The organism is Xanthomonas sp. WHRI 7945 (genome assembly GCF_035026585.1).
On the sequence record NZ_JAYIQP010000020.1, the window covers coordinates 24,604 to 44,507 of the forward strand.

7 protein-coding genes are annotated in these 19,904 nt (G+C 70.3%); all 7 read right to left on the bottom strand.

Going from position 1 to position 19,904, the window contains the following annotated elements:
• Nucleotides 1-36: 36 nt before the first annotated feature.
• Nucleotides 37-2,454: a beta-L-arabinofuranosidase domain-containing protein gene (locus VDQ83_RS15295; protein ID WP_455435590.1), complete on the bottom strand. Its 2,418-nt coding sequence runs from the start codon at nt 2,452-2,454 to the stop codon at nt 37-39.
• 216 nt (nt 2,455-2,670) lie between these two features.
• Nucleotides 2,671-5,580 (bottom strand): TonB-dependent receptor plug domain-containing protein, encoded by a 2,910-nt coding sequence (locus VDQ83_RS15300; RefSeq protein WP_455435591.1) that lies wholly within the window; start codon nt 5,578-5,580, stop codon nt 2,671-2,673.
• Nucleotides 5,581-5,961: 381 nt separating this feature from the next.
• Nucleotides 5,962-8,301 (bottom strand): prolyl oligopeptidase family serine peptidase, encoded by a 2,340-nt coding sequence (locus VDQ83_RS15305; RefSeq protein ID WP_455435592.1) that lies wholly within the window; start codon nt 8,299-8,301, stop codon nt 5,962-5,964.
• A gap of 14 nt (nt 8,302-8,315) precedes the next feature.
• A complete protein-coding gene (locus VDQ83_RS15310; protein WP_455435593.1) occupies nt 8,316-9,905 on the bottom strand; it encodes a family 43 glycosylhydrolase in 1,590 nt (529 codons plus the stop codon).
• Complete coding sequence (locus VDQ83_RS15315; RefSeq protein ID WP_455435594.1) at nt 9,902-14,233, bottom strand: Ig-like domain-containing protein; 4,332 nt, start codon at nt 14,231-14,233, stop codon at nt 9,902-9,904. Before VDQ83_RS15315 ends, VDQ83_RS15310 begins: the two co-directional genes overlap by 4 nt.
• A complete protein-coding gene (locus VDQ83_RS15320) occupies nt 14,230-17,064 on the bottom strand; it encodes a TonB-dependent receptor domain-containing protein (RefSeq protein WP_455435595.1) in 2,835 nt (944 codons plus the stop codon). The genes VDQ83_RS15315 and VDQ83_RS15320 overlap by 4 nt, the downstream gene beginning before the upstream one ends.
• Nucleotides 17,065-17,397: 333 nt before the next feature.
• Nucleotides 17,398-19,767 (bottom strand): Tat pathway signal protein, encoded by a 2,370-nt coding sequence (locus VDQ83_RS15325; protein WP_455435596.1) that lies wholly within the window; start codon nt 19,765-19,767, stop codon nt 17,398-17,400.
• Nucleotides 19,768-19,904 lie beyond the last annotated feature (137 nt).

Genomic DNA, 19,904 nt, shown 5'->3' on the forward strand with positions numbered 1-19,904 from the left:
CCAGGCCAGCGCCGCGCGCGTGCGCTGCGGCCGCGGTCATGCGCTTGCGGCCGGGATCAACCAGCCGCCGAACAACGGCCCGGCGGTGTCGCCGTGCTGCGGCTCGATGCGCAGCGTCAGCTGCGCCGCATCGCGGGTCAGCGCCGGCGGCAGCGGATAGTCGCGGTCGACGAAGTCGATCACCTGCCCGCGCTCCACCTGCACCTCCACCGCCAGCTTGCCGTTGACCAGGATGTTGAAGCGGCCCTTGTCGCTGCCCCAGAAGCGCAGGCGCAACGCCAGCGGCTGCGCGCTGCCGCGCATCTGGAATTCGACGAAGCCCTTGCCGCGCACGTCGCGGCATTGCTGGCGGCGGTAGGCGCCGCCGAAGGAGGTGTCGCTGCGCAGCTTGTGCGCCTGCTCGGAGGCCTCGTCGCCGAACTGGATCATGTCCACCGCACTGGCCTGCAGCGCCGCGCGCTCGGCCTGCTGGCGGGTGCGCCGCGCCGCCTCCTGCGCCCACTGCGTCGGTGCCATGCGCTTGAAGTACAGCGCGCTGCGGCGTTCGTACTGCGCATAGAACGGCACGAAGGTCAGCCCCTGCGGCTGCGTGCTGCTGGCCAGGAAATGCCCGGACTGCGGCAGTTCGGCGAAGCCGGCCAGCGGGTCCGCGGTCGCCACCAGCGCCGGGTCCGGCGCATCGTAGGGTTCGGCGACCGGGCCGAGGTCGGCCGCCAGCGCCAGCGGGCCGCGCATCACCACCACCGTGTCGGCATCGCCGGCGGCGTGCTCCAGGCGCAGCGGCGTGGCCAGGTCCAGTTCGATCACGTCGCCGCTGCGCCAGTCGCGCTCCAGCGCCAGATAGCCGTCGGCGAGCGTAGCGCGCTGGGCCTTGCCGTTGAGACGCACGGTATAGCGGCCCTGGCACCAGGCCGGCAGCCGCAGCAGCAGGCGCCGCGGCGTGCGCGCGCCGGCGCGGCGCAGCTGCAGCCGCACCTTGCCGTTGTCCGGCACGCCGCTGTCCAGTTCCAGCGCCAGGTCGCGCTCGGGCCAGTCCAGGGTGGAAGGGATGTACAGGTTGACGTACAGCGCGGAAGCGTCCTGCCAGTAGATCGAATCGCCGAACTGCGCGTGCGCTTCCATGCCGCTGCCGACGCAGCACCAGAACGAGTCGAACTTGTCGGAGAAGCCGCGCTCGCCGCCGCTGATCATCGGCGTCATATAGGTGAACATGCCCGTGCCCGGATGCTGCGCGGCCATGACGTGGTTGTGCAGGGTGCGTTCGTAGTAGTCGAAGTAGCGCGCCTGCGGCGTCCACTGGTACAGGTGCCGGGTCAGCTTGAGCATGTTGTAGCTGTTGCAGTGCTCGCAGGTCTGCTCGGTCAGGAACGCGGCGATGGTGTCCGGTTCCTGGAAGTACTCGCGGTCGGCGTTGCCGCCGATCACGTAGCTGTAGTGCGCGGTCACGGTTTCCCAGAAGAAGCGCGCCGCGGCGGCGGCATCGGCATCGCCGGCGACCTCGAACTGGCGCGCCTCGCCGATGAACTTGGGCACCTGGGTATTGGCATGGATGTGCGGCAGCGCGTCGCGGCCGGCCGCCGCCGGGTCGATCACCTTCTCGTGGCGCAGGCGCTTGCCGATCGCGATCCAGCGTGCGTCGCCGGTGCGCGCGCCCAGTTCGATGTAGGACTCGTTGAGGCCGCCGAACTCGGTGTCCAGCAAGGTCTGCATCTGCGCATGGTCGAGCGCGTCGAACACGCCGGCGAAATAGCCGGCCATCGGCACCAGCACCGCCAGCGCCTGGGCGTTGCCGGCCAGCGCATGCGCATCGAGCAGGCCGGCGAACAGCTTGTGCTGGGTGTACAGCGGCGACCAGCTGCCGTTGAGGTTGAACTTGCTGCCCTTGATGATGCCGCGGCGCACGTCCTCCATGACCGCCTTGCCGCCCTCGATCTCGCCCTTGTCGTTCTTGCGGGTGAAGCCGCCGACGTAGCCGTCCGCGTCCTTCGCCTGCGCACGCGCCAGTTCGCCGACGATGTAGTCGATGCGCTTGCGCAGTTCCGCGTCGCGGGTCTGCGCATGCATCTTGGCCAGCGCGCTGAGGTAGTGGCCCAGGGTGTGGCCGGCGATGGTGTCGCCTTCCCAGCCGCCGTAGACCGCGCCCTTCGGCGGCAGCCCCGCGTACTGCAGGAAATTGTGCAGCAGCCGGTCCGGCTCGAGCTCCATCAGGTAGCGGCGATTGGTCTGCAGCGAATCCAGGAACAGCGAGGGCTTGAGCGTGACCTGCTGCAGCGGCAACGCCTGCACGCGCCCGGCGCTGGACGCGGCCGCATCCAGCGGGAAGCGCAGCAACCCGGCGGCCATCGCCAGCGCGCTCCATTGCAGGAAGCGGCGGCGCGACGGATCCAGCGCCGCCGCATCGGCGGCGGCGTGCGCGCACTGCGCCGAATGGACATGACCCGAACCCGGACTCATCGGGCACCGCTCTGCTGGACGGCCTCGGGACGCGGCGAGAAAACATGGCAATACATAGCGCTTGCTCCTTTGCACGTGGCGGCGGCAGGCAGGCCCGGCCGCGGCCACAACAGGACGGGTTGTCGCCACTGTGTCATCGATACGTCATCGCGTCTTGTCGCCACGGCTGCGCAGACATGCGGATTTGTGCCGAATGGCGCGGGCGGCAGTCGGTCGTCACAGTGCCAGGCGGATCCCGCCGTAGTACATCCGCCCGATCACGTCGTACACGCCGGCGTGGTAGCCGAGTTCGAAATTCGCGCCGCCGGCCTCCGCGCCCGGCACCCGCGGCGGCGCGCGGTCGAACGCGTTGGTGATGCCGCCGAACAGTTCCAGCCCCGACTTGAGCCGGTAGTAGCCGGACACGTCGCTGTAGAACACGTTGCCGGTCCAGACTTTCTGGTAGTCGGTGTCGGTGATCTGGGTGCTGGTGCGCATCTTGGCGATGTGCCGCAGCGACCAGGTCGCGCCGGCATGCTGGTTGGACCAGGTGCTGCGCAGCACGCCCTTCCACTGCGGCGAGCCGAACACGCCGGCGAAGCGGGTGACGTCTTCCGGCTGGTCCGGATCCAGGGTGTAGTCCTGGCGGATCAGGCGCGTGTAGTTCAGGTCGAACGACAGCGCGCCGGCGTTCTGGCCCCAGAGCCCAGCCAGGTCGTAGCGGTACTGCGCGGCGAAATCGACGCCGCGGGTCAGGTAGCGCGACAGGTTCAGTTTCTGCGTGATCACGTCGAGCAGATTGCCGCCGGCGTCGCGGCCGACGAAGGAACAGAACTGGTTGTCCAGGGTCGGCGCGTCGACGCACTTGTTGATGATGGTCTGCGCCGGGAACGAATCGATCGCGCCGCGCAGGTCGATGTTGTAGTAGTCCACCGACAGCGAGAAATCCTCCAGGAAGCGCGGCCGCAGCACCACGCCGACGGTGCGGGTCTTGGCGGTCTCGTTGCCCAGGTCCAGGTTGCCCTTGGTGATGATGTCGCGATACAGCCAGTAGGTGTCCTTGTCGGACGGGTTGAGCTGCGCGCAGTTGGCCGCGGCGTACTGGCTGCGGTCGGTGCGATAGCGCAGGTTGTAGGTGTTGCACGGGTCGGTGATCCACATGCCGCCGATGCTGCTGGCGGTGTACAGCTCGCCGATGTTGGGCGCGCGCACCGCCTTGCCGTAGGTGCCGCGCAGGGTGATGTCGCGGATCGGCGACCAGTCGATGCCGAACTTGTTGGTGACGGTGCGGCCGGCGGTGTTGTAGTCGGACACGCGCACCGCCGCGTCCACGCCCAGCCGCTCGGCGAACGGCTTGCCGGCCAGCAGCGGCAGGTGCAGTTCGCTGTACAGCTCCTTGACGTCGTACTGCCCGCGCAACGGCAGCTGGGTGGTGCCGAGGGTGGCGTCGTAGGCCGGGTTGGCGGGGTCGTACTGGGCGATCGCGCCGATGTCGTTGCGCTCCTTGCGGTACTCGCCGCCGAACACGATCTGCGCCTCGCCGCCGGGCAGGTCGAAAATGCCGCCGGAGGCATAGGCCGACAGCACCTGCTGGGTCATGGTGGTGGTGGCCCAGTCCGAGTCGTAGCGCAGGTAGCCGATCTCCTCGGCGGTCAGCCGCTTGAACGGGTTCAACGGTACGCAGCCGTTGCCCGGGTCGTCGAGCGTACTGCGGCAGATCGCGCTGCCGTCGGCGGCGGTGGTGGAATCGACCGCCAGGTAGTAGCGGTCGTAGGCCACCGTGTCGATGTCGCGGTTGCGCTGCCGGGTGCGGCCGTAGGAATAGTACGCCGCGTAGTTCCACGCCCGCCCGCCCAGGCTGAAGTCGCCCTCCAGCCCGACCACGCCCTGGAACAGCCGGCGCCGGTATTCGCTGCCGCCCTGCCCCAGTTCGTCGTCGAAGTGCCGCGCGAAGTAGACGCCGTCGGTGATCGTGCCGCCGTTGGCCGCGCGCATCTCGTCGGTGATGAACGGGCTGTCGGCCGGCACCGCCTCGCTGCCGAACGCGCTCAGCGCGCGCCATGCCGAGCGCGAACTGTTCTGCGAATAGCCGACGTTGGCGAACAGGCGCAGGCTGTCGCTGAAATCGAAATTGAACGTGGCGCGGCTGGAGAAGCGGTCCGACGGCACCGACAGGTACCACGAGTCGTAGCGGCCGCCGTACTCGCCGCCGTCGGTGAGCAGGCTGCCCAGCGCGTCGACCGGATTGGCCAGGCTCAGCGGTGCGGCGTTGACGTAGCCGCCCGGCCCCAGCACCGGCGCGCGCAGGCGCCCGTCGGCGGTCATCGCATAGTGGCGCCCGCCCAGGATCAGCTGCGCATCCTCGGCGTTGTTGATGTTGCGGTTGTTGTCGGAGATCCAGTAGCGCTGGTTGCGGTTGTTGCGCGTGTACATCGGATAGCCCATCGCGGTCCACGGCCGGTCCTGGCCGGACACCGAATCGGGCTCGCGTTCGTAGAAGCCGTACACGGTGACGTTGCCGCGGTTGTCGGCGAAGTTGCGGCCGAACAGCGCATCGATGCTGGTGCTGCGCATGTCGCCGCGGCTGGACGCGCCATAGCGGGCGCTGGCGTCCACGCCCTGGAAGTCCTTCTTCAGGATGAAGTTGGCCACGCCGGTGACCGCGTCGGCGCCGTACAGCGCCGAGGCGCCGCCGGTGATGACCTCCACGCGTTCGACCAGGCTGGAGGGGATGTTGCTGACGTCCACCGCCGAGGTGCCGGGAATCGCCGGCACCTGGCGGCGGCCGTCGACCAGCACCAGCGTGCGTTGCGTGCCCATGCCGCGCAGGTCCAGCGCGTTGATGCCGGGATTGCCGGCCAGGTTGCCGGTCTGGCTGGTCTGGGTCAGCGCCAGGCTCGGCAACTGGTTCACCACGTCGGCGATCTCGGTATAGCCGGCGGCGCGGATCTGCTCGGCGCCGATCACGGTCAGCGGCGTCGGGCCGTCCAGCGCATCGTTGCGGCGGATGCGCGAGCCGGTGACGACCACGCTGTCCAGGGTCTTGGCGTCGGCGGCGGTGTCGCCGCCATCGGCGGCAGCGGTTGCCTTATCGGGCGCCTTGGCAGCGTCCTGCGCCGCGGCGGGTAGCGCCACCAGCAAGGCCATGGCGATCGCGCCGCACAACAGGCTGCGCCCTTGCCCGCGGCGATCGCGACAGGAAGAGGCTGGACGGAGGGAAGGCAAGCGAACCTGGCACATGGCGTGTCTCTCGGTTGGTCGGCGTGCACGAAAAATCCAGGCCGCACGACGCCACGTCCCCGTGGCCCAAGGCGGCGGGAACCTGCATCGATCGATGGAGGCCGTGCTTCCCCGCACGGCGCAGAATGCGTTGCGCGTCACTGCGCAGCGCACTTGCAGGGTTTCACGCTTGCAGGCGCAGCGTCTTGTGGAAAAACGTCGCCTTTGATGTGGAAATTTGTCGATATGTCGCAACCGATGGCGGCCGTCGCCACGCCGCGCGCGCCGCCTGCCGCATGCGCGCCACCGTCAGTGCGCGACCGCTGCCGGCGCCGCCGCCTGGCGGTTCCAGTCCGGCGTCGGTGCCTGCTGCAACCAGCGCACGAAGAAATCCAGCAGCCGGCGCTGGCCGTATGCGCCGCCGGCACCGTGGTCGCCGCCCGGCACCACCAACAGATCGAAATCCTTGCCGGCCTTGATCAGGCGATCGGCGACCTGGAAGGTGCTGGCCGGATCCACGTTCTGATCCATGTCGCCGGTCACCAGCAGCAGATGCCCTTGCAGGCGCCAGGCGTTGTCGACGTTGGACGAGGCCGAATACCACGGCCCGACCGGCCAGCCCATCCACTGCTCGTTCCACCAGATCTTGTCCATGCGGTTGTCGTGGCAGCCGGAATTGGCCACTGCGGCGGCATAGAACTCGGGATGGAACAGCAACGCGCCGAGCGCGCTCTGGCCGCCGGCGGAGGTGCCGTAGATGCCCACGCCCTGCTCGATCGCGTACCACGGATACTGCGCCGCGGCGGCGCGATGCCAGGCGATGCGATCGGGGAAACCGGCGTCCTTGAGATTGCGCCAGGCCACGTCGTGGAACGCGCGCGAGCGGTTGTTGGTGCCCATGCCGTCGATCTGCGCCACGGCGAAGCCGAGCGCGGTCAACGCCGGCACGCGCGCGCTGAAGCGCTTGGGCACGAACGCGCCGTGCGGGCCGGCATAGATGTTCTCGACCACGCGGTAGCGGCGCCGCGGATCCAGCCCCTGCGGACGGTGGATCACGCCCCAGATCTCGGTCTTGCCGTCGCGGCCGGGCGCATGCAGCGGCAGCGGCGGCACCCAGCCGGCGGCGAGCAGCCGCGACAGGTCGGTGCGCTCGACCTGCCGCACCAGCGCGCCGTCGTCGCTGCGGCGCAGTTCCAGCACCGGCCCCAGGTCCACGCGCGAATACAGGTCGAGCAGCCAGCGTCCGTCGGGCGAATAGACCACCTGGTGATCGGCCGGCGCCGGGGTCAGCGCGGTCAGGCCGCTGCCGTCCAGGCCGATGCGATAGGCGTGCTGGTAGTACGGGTCCTCGCCCGGGAGCATGCCGGAGGCGGTGAAGTACACCTGCTGCGCGGCCTCGTCGACGCGATCGACCTTGCGCACCACCCACTCGCCGCGGGTGACCTGGCGCGGCGCGGCGTCGCTGCGCGTGTCGTACAGGTACAGATGCTCCCAGCCGTCGCGCTCGGACGCCCACAGGGTGTGCGCGCCGTCGGCGAAGTCGTGCCGGTAGTACTTGCCGCCGTCGCCGCTGAGCGCGCTGTACTCGATGAAGGTCGGCGAGGTTTCCTCGATCAGCGTGCGCGCCTGCGCGCTGCGCCCGTCCGCCTCGATGACCCGGTAGCGCTGATGGCCGCGTTCGTTGTACTCGAAGGTGAAGCCGCTGCCGTCGCGGCGCCACTGCGGCCAGCCCAGGGTGAACGCATTCGGGAACAGCGTCGCCGGCACCGCCTGCGCGCGACGTGTGGCCAGGTCGAACAGCACCGGCCGCAGCACCGGTAGCGGATCGCCGGGCTTGGCATAGGCCTGCTGGTGCAGCTTCGGCTGCAGTTGGTCGGAGGGCGCCGACTCGATGTAGTACACCGTGCGCGGCGGCGCCGGCGTGACCCGGTAGGCGACCAGCCGGGTCGAGTCCGGCGACCAGGCGAAGCTGTCCACCGCGTAGTACCCGGCCGCGCTGCCGTCGTGGCTGAGCGCAAAGGGCGCGCCGCCGGCCGTCGCCGCGACCACCACGTTGCCGGCCTCGACCCAGGCCCGCCACTTGCCGTTCGGCGAGGCCTGCGCATGTGCCGGGCCCTGCTTCAGCGGAATGCTCATGTCGTAGGAATCGGCTTCGCGCGCGCCCAGGTCGCTGCGCGTGCAGCGGTAGTCCGGCAAGGCGCAGCGCCAGCGCACGCGATCGCGCTCGAAGTCCAACTGGTGCTCGCCCAGCGTCACCTCGGACAACTGCAATGCCGTCGCATCGACCGGCTGCCCGCCGCTTGCGGACAGCGCCGCCGCCAGCCGCACGTGGTCGAAGGCGAGTTCGTTGCTGCCGCTGTCGACGGCCGCGCGCCGGTATTCGATCGCCGGTGCGGCGCCGGCGCGCGCGAGCGAACGCCGATACAGGAAATGCCCGGCGTCCAGCCACACCGGTTGCGACGGTTCGCGATCGACCAGCGCCTCGTAGCGGCGACTCAGTGCCTGCGCACGCTGGTAGTCGTCCGCGCCCGGCGCCGCCAGCGCGCACGGCGCCAGCGCGAGCGCCAGCAGCAGCGCTGCCACCGCACGCGGCGGCGCGCCCAGCAGCCACGCCTGTCGCCCGACGCGATACCCGCGACCCCTCTGCATTGCCGCGCTCCTTTTCAACGATCGTCGCACTGTTGCGCAGCCGCCGCGTCGGCCGGCGCCAGGCGCTGCGCGCGCGTGGCCCACATTTCCCATTCCTGCACCGCCACGGCGGCGTAGCGGCCGTCGGCGCCGGACGCATCGAACACCGCGCGCACGCAGCGCGTGGTCACCGGCGCGAAGCGCAGCGTCTGCACACGGTCGGCGACCGGCGCGTGCGCCGCCTGCGCCAACGGCAGCCACTGTCCGTCCTTGCGGTATTCCAGGCGCCAGCGCGCCGGCGGCGCCACGCCTTCGTTGGCGCCGGGCGCGTGGTCGGCCCAGAACACGATGCGGCTGCGCTCCAGCGTCACCGGCTGCGCCCAGCTGTACTGGATCCACTGCTGCGGCGGATTGTGCGCGCTCCAGCTGCCCCACATCTGCGGCGGCAACGGGTTGCGCTTGACCACGCCGTCGTTGAGCGCGGCGATCCAGTACTGGTGCGGGATGTCCGGGCCGTTGGAGGCGCTGGCCTGGGCGAAACGGGCCACGTTGCGCTGCAACGGCAGCGGCGGCTGCGCCCTGCGCGTGGCCTGCACCGGACGGATCCGCGCCGGCCGCTGGCTGTCGTCCCACTGCAGCCGGTCGATCGCCACGCTGCGCCGGAAGTGGCCGCCGCCCTTGGCGTCGGCGGTGTGGTAGACCAGATACCACTGGCCCTTGAAGTCGACGATGCCCGGATGCGAGGTGGTGGAGGACACCGGCGGCAGGATCACCCCGCGGTAGGTCCACGGCCCCAGCGGCGACGGCGCCGTGCCGTAGGCGATGCAGGCGTGGTAGAGCGTCGGCGTGCAATCCGAATCCGGCCCGGCGCGGTTGCCGGCATAGGCCAGGTAGTAGGTGCCGTTGCGCTTGAACAGCCATGGCGCTTCGAAATAGCCGTCCAGCGTGGTAACCGCCACCGCCTCGCCCTTGGGCGTGACCATGTCGCGTTCCAGTTCGATGCCGAACAGTTTGCCGAAGGTGCCCCAGTACAGATACACGCGGCCGTCGTCGTCGACCAGCACGGTCGGGTCGATGTTCTGGATGGTGTTCCTGACCGGCAGCGACTGCGACAGGATCGGTCCTTGCGGATGCGCGTCGCGCCACGGCCCCAGCGGACTGTCGGCGACCGCCACGCCGATCGCGAACGGATCGGCGTTGGGCGAATGCTTCTCGTGGACCGGTGCGTACAGGTAGTAGCGCCGGTCCGGCCCCTGCACGATCTGCGCAGCGTAGGCGCGGCCGGCCACGGCCCAGGCGAATACCTGCTCGGGGCGCAGCAGCGACGGATAGTGGGTCCAGCGGCCGCTGCCGACGTCGTCGGTGGCCAGCAACTGCCAGCGGCGCATCACGAAGTCGTTGACGTCCGGTGGCGCCTCGTCGCGGCCGGCAAGGATGTACAGCTTGCCGTCGGCGACCAGCGGCGCCGGATCGGCGGAATAGTCGCGGCCGTCGGCCAGGATCGGATTGCCGGCGGCGTGCACGCTGCGCGCGTCCGCCGGCGCCGCCTGTGCGCTGGCGGCGTACGCCAAGCAGGCGGCCAGCAACAGCCGCGTCCAGCCGAACCCAACATGGCGCAGGTTCATGGCGCCACCGCCGCATCGACCACGATCTGCAGCCGCACCGGCAGTTGCCCGCTGCCGCCGCGCCCTTGCGCGCTGCCGACGATGCTGGCGTTGCCCGGCGCGGCGGACGCGGCCGGCGCCAGCGGCGGCCAATGCACCGGCACGCGTTCGCGCGAGCCATCGTTGTACTGCACGCTGACGTACTCCGGCAGCGCCGGCACCTGCCCGGCCCGCACATGCAGCGGCGGCGGCGCCTGCACGGTGTTGATCTGCCCCGGCGCGCTGGCGCGCACCCAGATGCTGGCGGCGACCGGCACGCCGCCGTCGGCCAGGCCCTGCAACTGCACGCGGCCTTCGCCGGCCAGCGCGGCCGGTTCGAGCTGCGGCCAGCGCACGCCCAACCACGCCCAGCTGCCGTCGGCGAAATAGCCGGCGATGCGTTGCGGCAACGCGGGCATCTGCCCGGGCGCCACGCGCACGTCGACCGGCTCGGTGCTGTCGGCGCGTTCGGCGAACACCTGCCATTCGTCGAGACCGACCGCGGCGTGGCCGTCGCCCTGCGCGGCGGTGTCCAGCACTGCACGCAAGGCGGTGGTGGTCACCGGCGCGAACGCCACGCGGCTGGGTGCGCCGTGCGCGGCGAGCGGATAGCCGCCGCGCACCGCGATGTCGCGCCACTGCTCACCGTCGCGGTACTGCAGCTTCCACGCGCGCGGCGGCGCCACCCCGCCCTGCGGCTGGTCGTCCCAGAAGTACAGCGCCGCCGCGTTGAGCCGCTGCGGTTGCCGCCATTGGTACTGCACCCACACCGAGGCCGGTTGCGCGCGGCCCCAGCTGCCCCAGCGCCGGTCCGGCGCCGGCGCCTGGCCAGGCTCGGGCAGCAGCCCGTCGTTGAGCGCCTGCAGCCGGTGATGGCCGGCGGTGACCTGCGCGCTGGCCTCGGCCTCGCCCTGCACCTGCAACCCCTGCCCGGCGGGCAACGCCGCGGCGACCACGGCCACGTCGGCATGGCCCTGCAACGCGCCGTCGTCGGCCTGCAGCCGCAGCGTATAGGCGCCGGGCGCGGTGAAGCGCACGCTGGTGCTCGCCGCCTGCGGGTCCTCGAAGATCGCCGCGCCCCCAGGCGCTGCTTGCAGTACGCGCCAGTGCAGCGCCAGCGTGCCGTTCGGCAACGCGTCGTCGCCGACCCGGCCGACCAGGCGCAGCGCACCGCCGCCGGCGCCGTCCTCCTGCCAGGCCTCGACCTGCGGCGCCTGGTTGGCGCGGGTCGTCGGCAGCGTCGCGCCACTGGCGTAGGCCTGGATTTCCTTGATGCCGGTGCGCAGCGCGCCGGCATGCATGACCAGCACCCGCAGCCGCTGCACGCGCAGCGCCGGGAAGCGCACGCGGTTGCGGTTGCCCTGCGCGATCGGCGCATCGCGCACCTGGCCGGGCACGGTCTTCCACTCGCGACCATCGAAATACTGCAGCACATACAGCCACGGCGGCGCGTAGCCGGCGCGGGTGCCGGAGGGGAAGCCATGCTGCTCGCCGGGCGGCGAGGAGCTGCGGTAGAAATACAGGCGCACGTCGTCCAGCAGTTGCGGCCGGCCCAGGTCGAGTTCGATCCAGTCGCTGCGCGACGGCGAGCCGGCGCTGCCCCAGAACGGTTCATTGGCGGTGCTGCCGTCCACCGCCGCAATGGCCGGGAAGCCGTCGGCGGCGTAGCTGGCGCTCACCGTCGCGCCCTGCGCTAGGTTGCGCGCCGAAGCCGGCAATGCCGTGTCCACGCCGGCGTCGGCCAGCACCGCGCCGATGCGCGCATCGGCGGCGAAGCGCACCTGCTCCGGCGTCTGCAGCGCACGCGCGTGCGCGGCCAGCACCCGCACCTGCGCGGCATCGGCATTGACCGCGTCCGGCGCCGCCTGTACCTGGCCGCTGGCCGGGTCGTAGATCACATGCGCCAGGCGATCGACGGTGAACGCGAGCTTCCCGTCCAGATACACCGAATAGCCTTTGGGCACCGCGCCACCGTAGTGGCGGCCGTCGCGATCCCAGACGATGCTCAGGTCGCGGTCGCGGTAACGCAGCGCGTCGGCGGCGAAGTGATCCCAGCCGATGTCGATCGGAAACAGTTCGATCCTGCCGTCGCCGCGCGGGCGCAGGCCCATCGCGTCCTCGATCACAGTGAAGTTGGTCGCTCCGAGCTGGGTATGGTGGATCCACGAGCGGTAACCGATGCGGCCGCCGTCGGCGGCGCTGCCCTGGGCCCAGAACTCGTTCTGGTCCGGATAGCGGTTGTCGCCGTCGATGTAGTGCGCCCAGGCGTTCCAGTACAGCAGCTTGCGGTAGCTGCTCGCGTCCAGATACGGGCTGGGATAGTCGCGCAAGGCGCTGCCCAGCAGTCGGAACGCCACGGTGGAATTGATCACCGAGAAGTTGTTGCTGCCGCCGTCGCCGCGCGCCTGCTGGTCGGCCTGGTTGGCGGTGTAGAACGGGAACAGCGGGTACTGCCGCGCGTCGGCGAACAGGCGCAGCGCGCGGACGTACTTCGGGTCGTAGTCGGCCTCGCCCTGCTTCGGCATCAGGCCGACGCTGAACGGGTAGTAGTTGTTGGTCTCCTTCCAGTCCACCGGCAACCGCGCGCCGTCGGCCTGGCGCTGCTTGAGCAGGTCGCCGTGCAGGCCCATGCCGTCGGCGCCCGCGCTGCGGTCCTGCCACAGCACGGCGAGCACGGCGCTGCGGATCTTCGTCGCCAGCGCCTGCATCCGCGTCGCGGTGGCGCTGTCGCCGGCCAGTTGCGCGGCCTGCGCCGCGGCCAGCGCATTGGCGTAGACGTAGGCGCTTTCGCTGCGGTCCATGCGTACCTGGCCGTGCTGCTTGGCCCAGTCGAAGGACACCGCGTCGGCGTCGTTGCCGGTCATCGCCGCCCAGTCGTACTCGATCAGGCCGTTGCCGTTGCGGTCGTAGGCGCGCAGCAGCGCGTCCACGTCGGCGCTGGCGTAGCGCGCCAGTTGCGCGGCCACCGCCGGCGGCCCGCCGTGCAGTTGGTAGGCGCGCCAGGCGGCGGCGCTGAGGTATTGGGCGTAGGAATTGGACCAGTTCTCCGGCGCGCCGGGATTGTCCACGTACTTGCCGCCGCCGGCGGTCTCGCCGGCGCCCAGCCAGGAGCCGTAGGCATAGCTGGGATCGCGCAGGTACTTGAGGTCGTCGATGAACATGCCGGTGGTCAGCACGATCGCGTTGTCGTAGCCGAGCACGCCTTCGATCGCCACCGGGAACTGGTAGTCGTTGCCGGGCACCGCGGCGTCGAGGAAATTGAAGCGCAGCAGCCACCAGCGGTAGAACAACGTCTTGTCGATGTTGTCCTCGGGGGTGTCCAGGTACGGCAGGTTGTCGGCCCACCAGCGGTTGTAGGCGACGACGTGTTCGCGGTAGGCCTGCTGCGGCGACTGCGCGGCGATGCGCCGGTATTCCTGCAGCGATGCCGGCAGCTCGCGCGTGACCAGCCCCAGCTGCACCTTCAGCGTGGCCGCCTCGCTGCGCGCCGGCACTGTCACGCGGCGCGCGATGGAACCGCCGTCGACCGCGAAGCCGTCGCCGGACAGGCGCGGGAACACCGTGGTGATCGCGTTGTGGGTGACGAACGCGCCGGTGAGTTCGGCGCCGTCGGCATGCGTGGCCATCGGCGAGGTCGCGCGCAGGGTCAGCGTCCGCGCCACGCCGTCGCTGCTGGACAGCGTGGCCTCGGCCACGGCCACGTTCTGCTCGCTGATGAACTTGACCAGGCGCAGCCGCACGCCCGCAGCGGCATCGGCATAGACGCTGCTGAAGTAGCTCGGCGTCTGCCGCCGCTGCGCGCTGTCCTCGACCAGCTGCAATGGCGTGCCGTCGCGTTCGAGCTGCAGCCGGAACAACGCATCGTGGCCGGTCTTGTGCGCGTAGGCGACGTCGCCGACGAAGCCCGGCTGCTGCGGCGCGTGCGTGTACATGTACGCGGCGCGGCCGCGGCTGAACAGCCAGTTGTTGCTGTCGTCGAAGCCGCCGCCGGTGCCGCTGCGCGCGAGCATGCGGTCGATCCAGAAATCCTTGCCGGGCGCGCTGCCGGCGCCGGCCGCCAGGTCCGCGGCGAACACCCGTCGCAGATGGCCGCCCGGGGCGAAGGCCACGCCATTGTCCGGCAGTGGCTGCGCAGCGCCATTGAAGCGCGGATAGCCGAGCGCGGCGTTGCTGTCCTGCAATCCTTCGCCGTCGCTTGCCGCGGCCGCCACCGTGGCGACCGCGGCGCCGAACAGCGCCGCGGTCAGTGCCACCGCAGCGCGGCGCCGCCAGTCCGAGGCGGCCTTGCCGCCGCTTGCCGCCAGCCTCAAAACTCGGTCCTGAGCCGCGCCCAGAAATACCGCCCCAACGTGTCGTAGGTGAACGCGTCGGTGTTGGCCGCGCTGGCATAGCCGTAGTACTGCGGCGGCTTGCGGTCGCCGAGGTTGTTGACGCCGGCCGACAGCGTGGTGTGCAGGCTCTCGAACTTCCGGCTCAGCGAGGCGTCGTGGTAGGTCACCGTGCCGACGCGGAAGTACACGCAGCTGCCGTCGGCGGCGGTGTTCACGCAGAAGTCCTCGTAGGCACTGCCGACCGTGGTAGGGCCGAGCAGGCGCGTGTTCCAGCTGGCATGCCACGGCCCGTTGTCCCAGCCCAGGTTGAAGCTGGCGCGCCAGCGCGGCATGTTGCCGTAGCTGGAGGTCTCGCCGACGTAGTTGTGGTCGTCGCCGCTGAACTTGTAGCTGGACAGGAAGGTGGCGTCGACGCCGGCCTGGAAGCTGCCCCAGGCGGTGTCGCGCAGCGCGTACTTGATGCCGATGTCGTAGCCGCGGATATCGACCTTGCCGCTGTTGATCGCGAACGGCACGGTGACGCTGACCAGCTGCCCGCTGGCGTTGCGCTGGATCAGCGGGCAATACGCGCTCTGCCCGTCGTAGCAGTTCTGCAGCACCTGGTCCAGGCCGGAGCCGTTGATCATGTCGTCGAGCGTGACCCGCCAGCTGTCCAGGTTCAACGACAGGCCGTCCGCCCAACCCGGATCGTAGACCGCGCCGAGGTTGTAGGAACGGCCCTGCTCGGGCTTGATCTTGAAGCCGGCATTGGCCGAGCCGGTGGTCAGCACGGTGAACGAGGAGGTGTTGACGAAGCTGCCGTCGGTGGGCACGTTGGCGCAGGCCGCCGCATTGCCGCCGCCGGTGTAGCCGGCGCACGGATCGGTGAAGTCGCCGCTGGCGTCGATCACCGCGTTGAACGGCGAACCGTACAGGTCGCCCAGCGCCGGCGCGCGGAACACTTCCGAGCCGGTGGCGCGGATCAGCAGGTTGTCGATCGGCCGCCATTCCAGCGCGATCTTGCTGTTGGTGGTGTTGCCCCAGTAGTCGTACTTGGAATAGCGCGTGCCCAGGTTGAGGTTCAGCGCCTGTGCGCCGGGCAGATCCTTGAGCAGCGGGATCAGCACTTCGGCATAGGCCTCCTTGATGGTCTCGTCGTGGCCCTGGTTCATGATGCAGCCGTCGTTGTAGTCGCAGCTGCCACCCGCATCGGCGGCGGCGACCGGGTTGCTGGTGCCCTGCGAGAAATCGTTCTTGCGCAACGACAGCCCGAACGCGGCCTGCACCATTCCCGCCGGCATCTTGAACAGGTCGCCGTTGACGCTGGCCTCGGCGAACTTCATCGTGCTCTCGTCGATCAGGTCGACCGCGCTCTGGGTGGCCTTGATCCCGGCGATGGTGGCCGGATCGTCCGGGTTGAACACGTTGATCGGGGTACAGCCGGCGATCACGTTGCCGGGCGTGCCGCACTTGACCACGCCGTCGCTGTCCAGGAACGAGGCGCCGGCCGCGTTGTTCAGCGCCGAGGTGATCGAGAAGCCGTTGCGCACCAGGGTGTCCTTGTAGCGCGCATAACCGGCCGCCGCGTCCCACTGCCAGCTGCTGTCGGAGAACTTGCCGCGCAACCCGGCCACGATGTTGGTCTGGGTCATGGTCGAGGAATAGACGCGGGTGTTGGCCGGCACCGAGCGCAGCAGGTAACGCGACAGGTCGCTGCCGAACGGGTTGTAGTAGTTCTGCGCGGCGTTGGGCAGCTCCAGGCCGAAGGCGGTCAACTGCGAGGTGGTCTTGCTGCGGGTCCAGAACATGTCCAGGTAGCCCTGCACGTCCGGGGTGAAATCGAAGCTGGCGTGGGCGGAGAAATTGGTGCGCTCCACCGGGGTGATCAGGTACTGCCCGGTGTAGGAGTTGTAGCCCTCGACCGCCTGGCTGTAGGTGTGGAAGTCGCCGGCGTCGACCGCGCCGGGCGCCAGGTTGCTGTTCGGGGTCAGCACGCTGCCGTCGCTGAGGAAGGCGCGGGTGCCGTTGCCGCGGCGTTCCACCACCTGCCCGTTGAGGTAGTTCACCGCGGTCTTGGCGTAGCTGCGGTCTTCGTCGTACAGCGCGTTCATCGAGCTGCGGCTCAGGCCCAGGATCAGCCCGCCGCGCTCCCAGGTCTTGCCCCACTCCACGCCCAGCGTGCGGCGGTTGCCGTCGCCATGGGTGCTCTGGCCGTAGTCGACGGTCGCCGCGGCGCCGTCGTACTTGTCCTTGAGGATGATGTTGACCACGCCGGCGATGGCGTCGGAGCCGTACACCGAGGAGGCGCCGTCGGTCAGCACTTCGATGCGCTCAACCATCGCCGCCGGGATCGCGTTGATGTCCACGCCGGGCGCGGCGGAGACGCTGCTGGCCGGGCCGGCCATGCGGTGGCCGTTGACCAGCACCAGGGTGCGCTCGGCGCCGAGGTTGCGCAGCGACACCAGCGCGCGGCCGTGGCTGAAGCCGGAGTTGAGCGAGATGTTGGGCATGTTGCCGGCCATCGCCGGCAGCTGCTGCAGCAGTTGTCCGAGCGTGTTCTGGCCGCTGTCCTCGATCCGCTGCCGGTCGATGGTGATCACCGGGCTGGCGGTTTCCGCATCGACGCGGCGGATATGGCTGCCGGTCACGCTGACCCGTTCCAGCGTGGTCGCCGCCGGATCGGCGGCGGTGGCGTCCTGCGCCAGCGCGCACGGCGCCGCCGCGGCGACCGCCAGTACGCTGCAGATCGCCGCCGCCAGCGGACCTGGCCGCTGCACGCGGCGCCATGACGACGGGAAAAGCGGCGCAACGCGTTGGGACAAAGACGACATCGGAATCTCCTGGGCGGCGAGGCATGGCGATCGGCGAGGTCGGCGCCCATCCCCGGGCAGCCGTCCCCATCGCCAGTGGTCGGTGGCGGGTACGGAAAGGACGTGTCCGCGGGCGCGACGGCAGGTGGAGGGTCCCACCGCCGCGTCCGCGGCGACGCGTACGACGACGCGTTGCGTCCGGCTACTTCGTGCAGGAATCTCCCCCGGAGATTTCACTGCACGGCCACAATGTGCGCGTAGGGTGACGGCCCCGTCTTGTCGTATTTATCGGGAAAATGTGCGGAATATCGCACTGCGCGACGGGTTTCGGGACGTTTCCGACTTTTTCGCCACTCAGCCGTAGGCGGCCGAAATCGTCATCTGCCGCGCCGCGCCGGCCGGCACCTGAACGCGCTCGTTGCGCGGCCCGGACAGCGCCACCGCGCGCCCGTCGATCAGCACCTCGCGCAGTTGCGTGCCGGCCGGCACGCGCAGGGTCAGCCAGGTCCGTGCCGGCGCCTGCGCCGGCAGGGTCAGCGTGCCGTCGATGCGCTTGCGCGCCGGGTCGGCGCGCAGCGCCAGCGACACCGCGCCCCACCGGGTCGGCGCGGCCTCGATCGCGATCGCCTCGCCGCTGCCCAGCCAATCGCGCGGCAGCGCGCGCGCCAGGAACAGTTCCTCGCCGGCGCTGTCCTCGAACACCAGCATCCAGCGCAGCAGCAGCGGGATGGTCATCTGCGCCGGGATGCAGAACAGCGGCATGCCGCCGGTGATGCCGCTGACCTCGCCCGCGGTCCAGCTGCCGCGCGTGTGCACGTGGTAGCGGTGCGCGTACAGGAACAGCAGGTATTCCTCGATCCGGTCCAGGCGCAGCAGCTGCTGCGCGTAGCCGTAGGAAATGAAACCGAGCAGGTCGCGCCCTTCCGGCGTGGGCGGGGCGATGTTGCCGACCACGCCCAGGCTGGTGCCGCCATGGCCGCGCACGCAGTCGATGACCAGATGGGCGAGGTCGTCGGGCAGCACGTCGGCCTGCAGCAGTTCGGCGTAGACGCGGTGCGGCCAGCCCTGCTCGCTGGGTTTTTCCTGCTGCAGCGACTGGCGGAAGGTCAGCTTCACCCCCGGCAGCGGGCCGATGTAAGGCGGGGTCAGATCGCGGCGGATATTGCCGCGCAGGGTTTTGTGCAGCTGCGCGGTGAGTTGCTGCGCGCGCCGCCGCCACTGCGCCGCGGTGCCCTGCGCGCCCGGACCGGCGATGGTGGTCCACACCGCGGCGATGTCCTGCCAGCCGCGGATCGCCAGCGCGCTGTTGGCGTAGTACGGCTTCCACCACAGGGTCGGGTCCGGGAACAGGCAGGCGTCGGATTCGTTCCAGCCATGGATCAGGCCATGCCCGGGCGCCTTCGCCGGCAGCTGCAGGCTGGCGTCGTGCAGCTCCAGCAGGATCTGCGCGGTCGCGGCGATCTTGCCGCGGTGCTTGCGCAGCAGCGCCGCATCGCCGGTGTAGCGCAGGTAGCGCGCCAGCAGCGACAGGGTCAGGCCGAACTGGCCGGTCTCCGCGCCGCGCATGTTGACCATGCCGTCGTCCTGCACGAAGTCGCTGAAGTAGCCGTCCAGCACCGCCGCGGCCTGGGCGAAACGGCCCCACTCCAGGTTCGCGTACAGCGAGCTGGTGAAGGTGTCCTGGAAGCCGTCGTACTCGTTGCCGTAGTAGTCGCGGTCGACCGCGCCGTATTTCGGATAGGTGCCGCCGGGGCGCACCACCAGTTCGCGGGCGAAGGCGAAGCGCGCCATGTCGCTCCAGCTGGGATCGGGCAGCCGCGCCTGCACGGTGTCGGCCAGCAGCCCCTGCCAGTAGCCGGCGAAGGCCAGCAGGCCGCGGTAGAAGTCCTCGGCGCTGCGCGGGCCGCGCCGCGGCGGGTAGTCGGGATAGCTGTAGCCGTACACCACCTTGGTCACCTTGCCGTGCTCGACCAGCGCGCTGCGATGCCAGGTCTGCACGATGAAGCGGTCGGTGGCCAGCACGTCGGCGAACAGCAGCACGTCGTAGTAGCGGCCCTCGCCAGCCGGCACCACCTTGCGCACCGCCGGCATCCAGCCGCCGATCAGGCCTTCGTGGCGGCGCGCGACGAGGTCGGCCTTGCCCAGCTCCGGGAACGCGTGCAGCGCGCGATAGGCGCGGGTGCGTCCGTCCGGGTACACCGGCATGGTGTCGGCGCATTCGCGGGTACCGACGAAGGTGGTCCACGGCAGGCGGCCGTTGTAGTCCTTGGGATCCAGTTGCGAGGCCGGTGGCGGCGCCGCGTCGCGCACCTCGTCCGGGCGCGGATCGCCATCGCGCAGCAGGCGGTCGGCGAGCAGGTCGGCTTCGGCCATCGCCACGTCGGCCAGTTTCATGCCGAAGTACGGCGCCTGCGCGCTGGGATAGACCGCTTCGGTGCGCTTGCCGAGCACCAGCGCGCCGCCTGGGCCGAGCAGGGTCAGGTCGCCGTCGGCGCTGCGCAGGTCTTCGTACACCTGCCATTGCGCGCCGGCCTCGACGAAGCGGCATTGCAGGGTGTGGCCGGCGAGCGCATCGGCGGCCAGCGGCTGCAGGCGCAGCGGCGCAGGCGCAGACGGCGCTGCCGGCACCGCGTTGGCGGCCGCAGCGACGCTGCCGGCGAGTGCCTCGACCCCGGCCACCGCGCCGACCGCCAGCCCCTGACGCAGGAAATCTCTCCGATCCATGTCCCGTCCCCGATGAGCAATAGCGCATCATCGTGCGCCGCAGGTGGAGCTACGTCTTGTGCGCTGTGGCGCGGATCGGTGCGGAAGATTGCATAGCTGGGGCGGGGCGGCGACGGCGGGGCGAGGCTTCGCGCGTG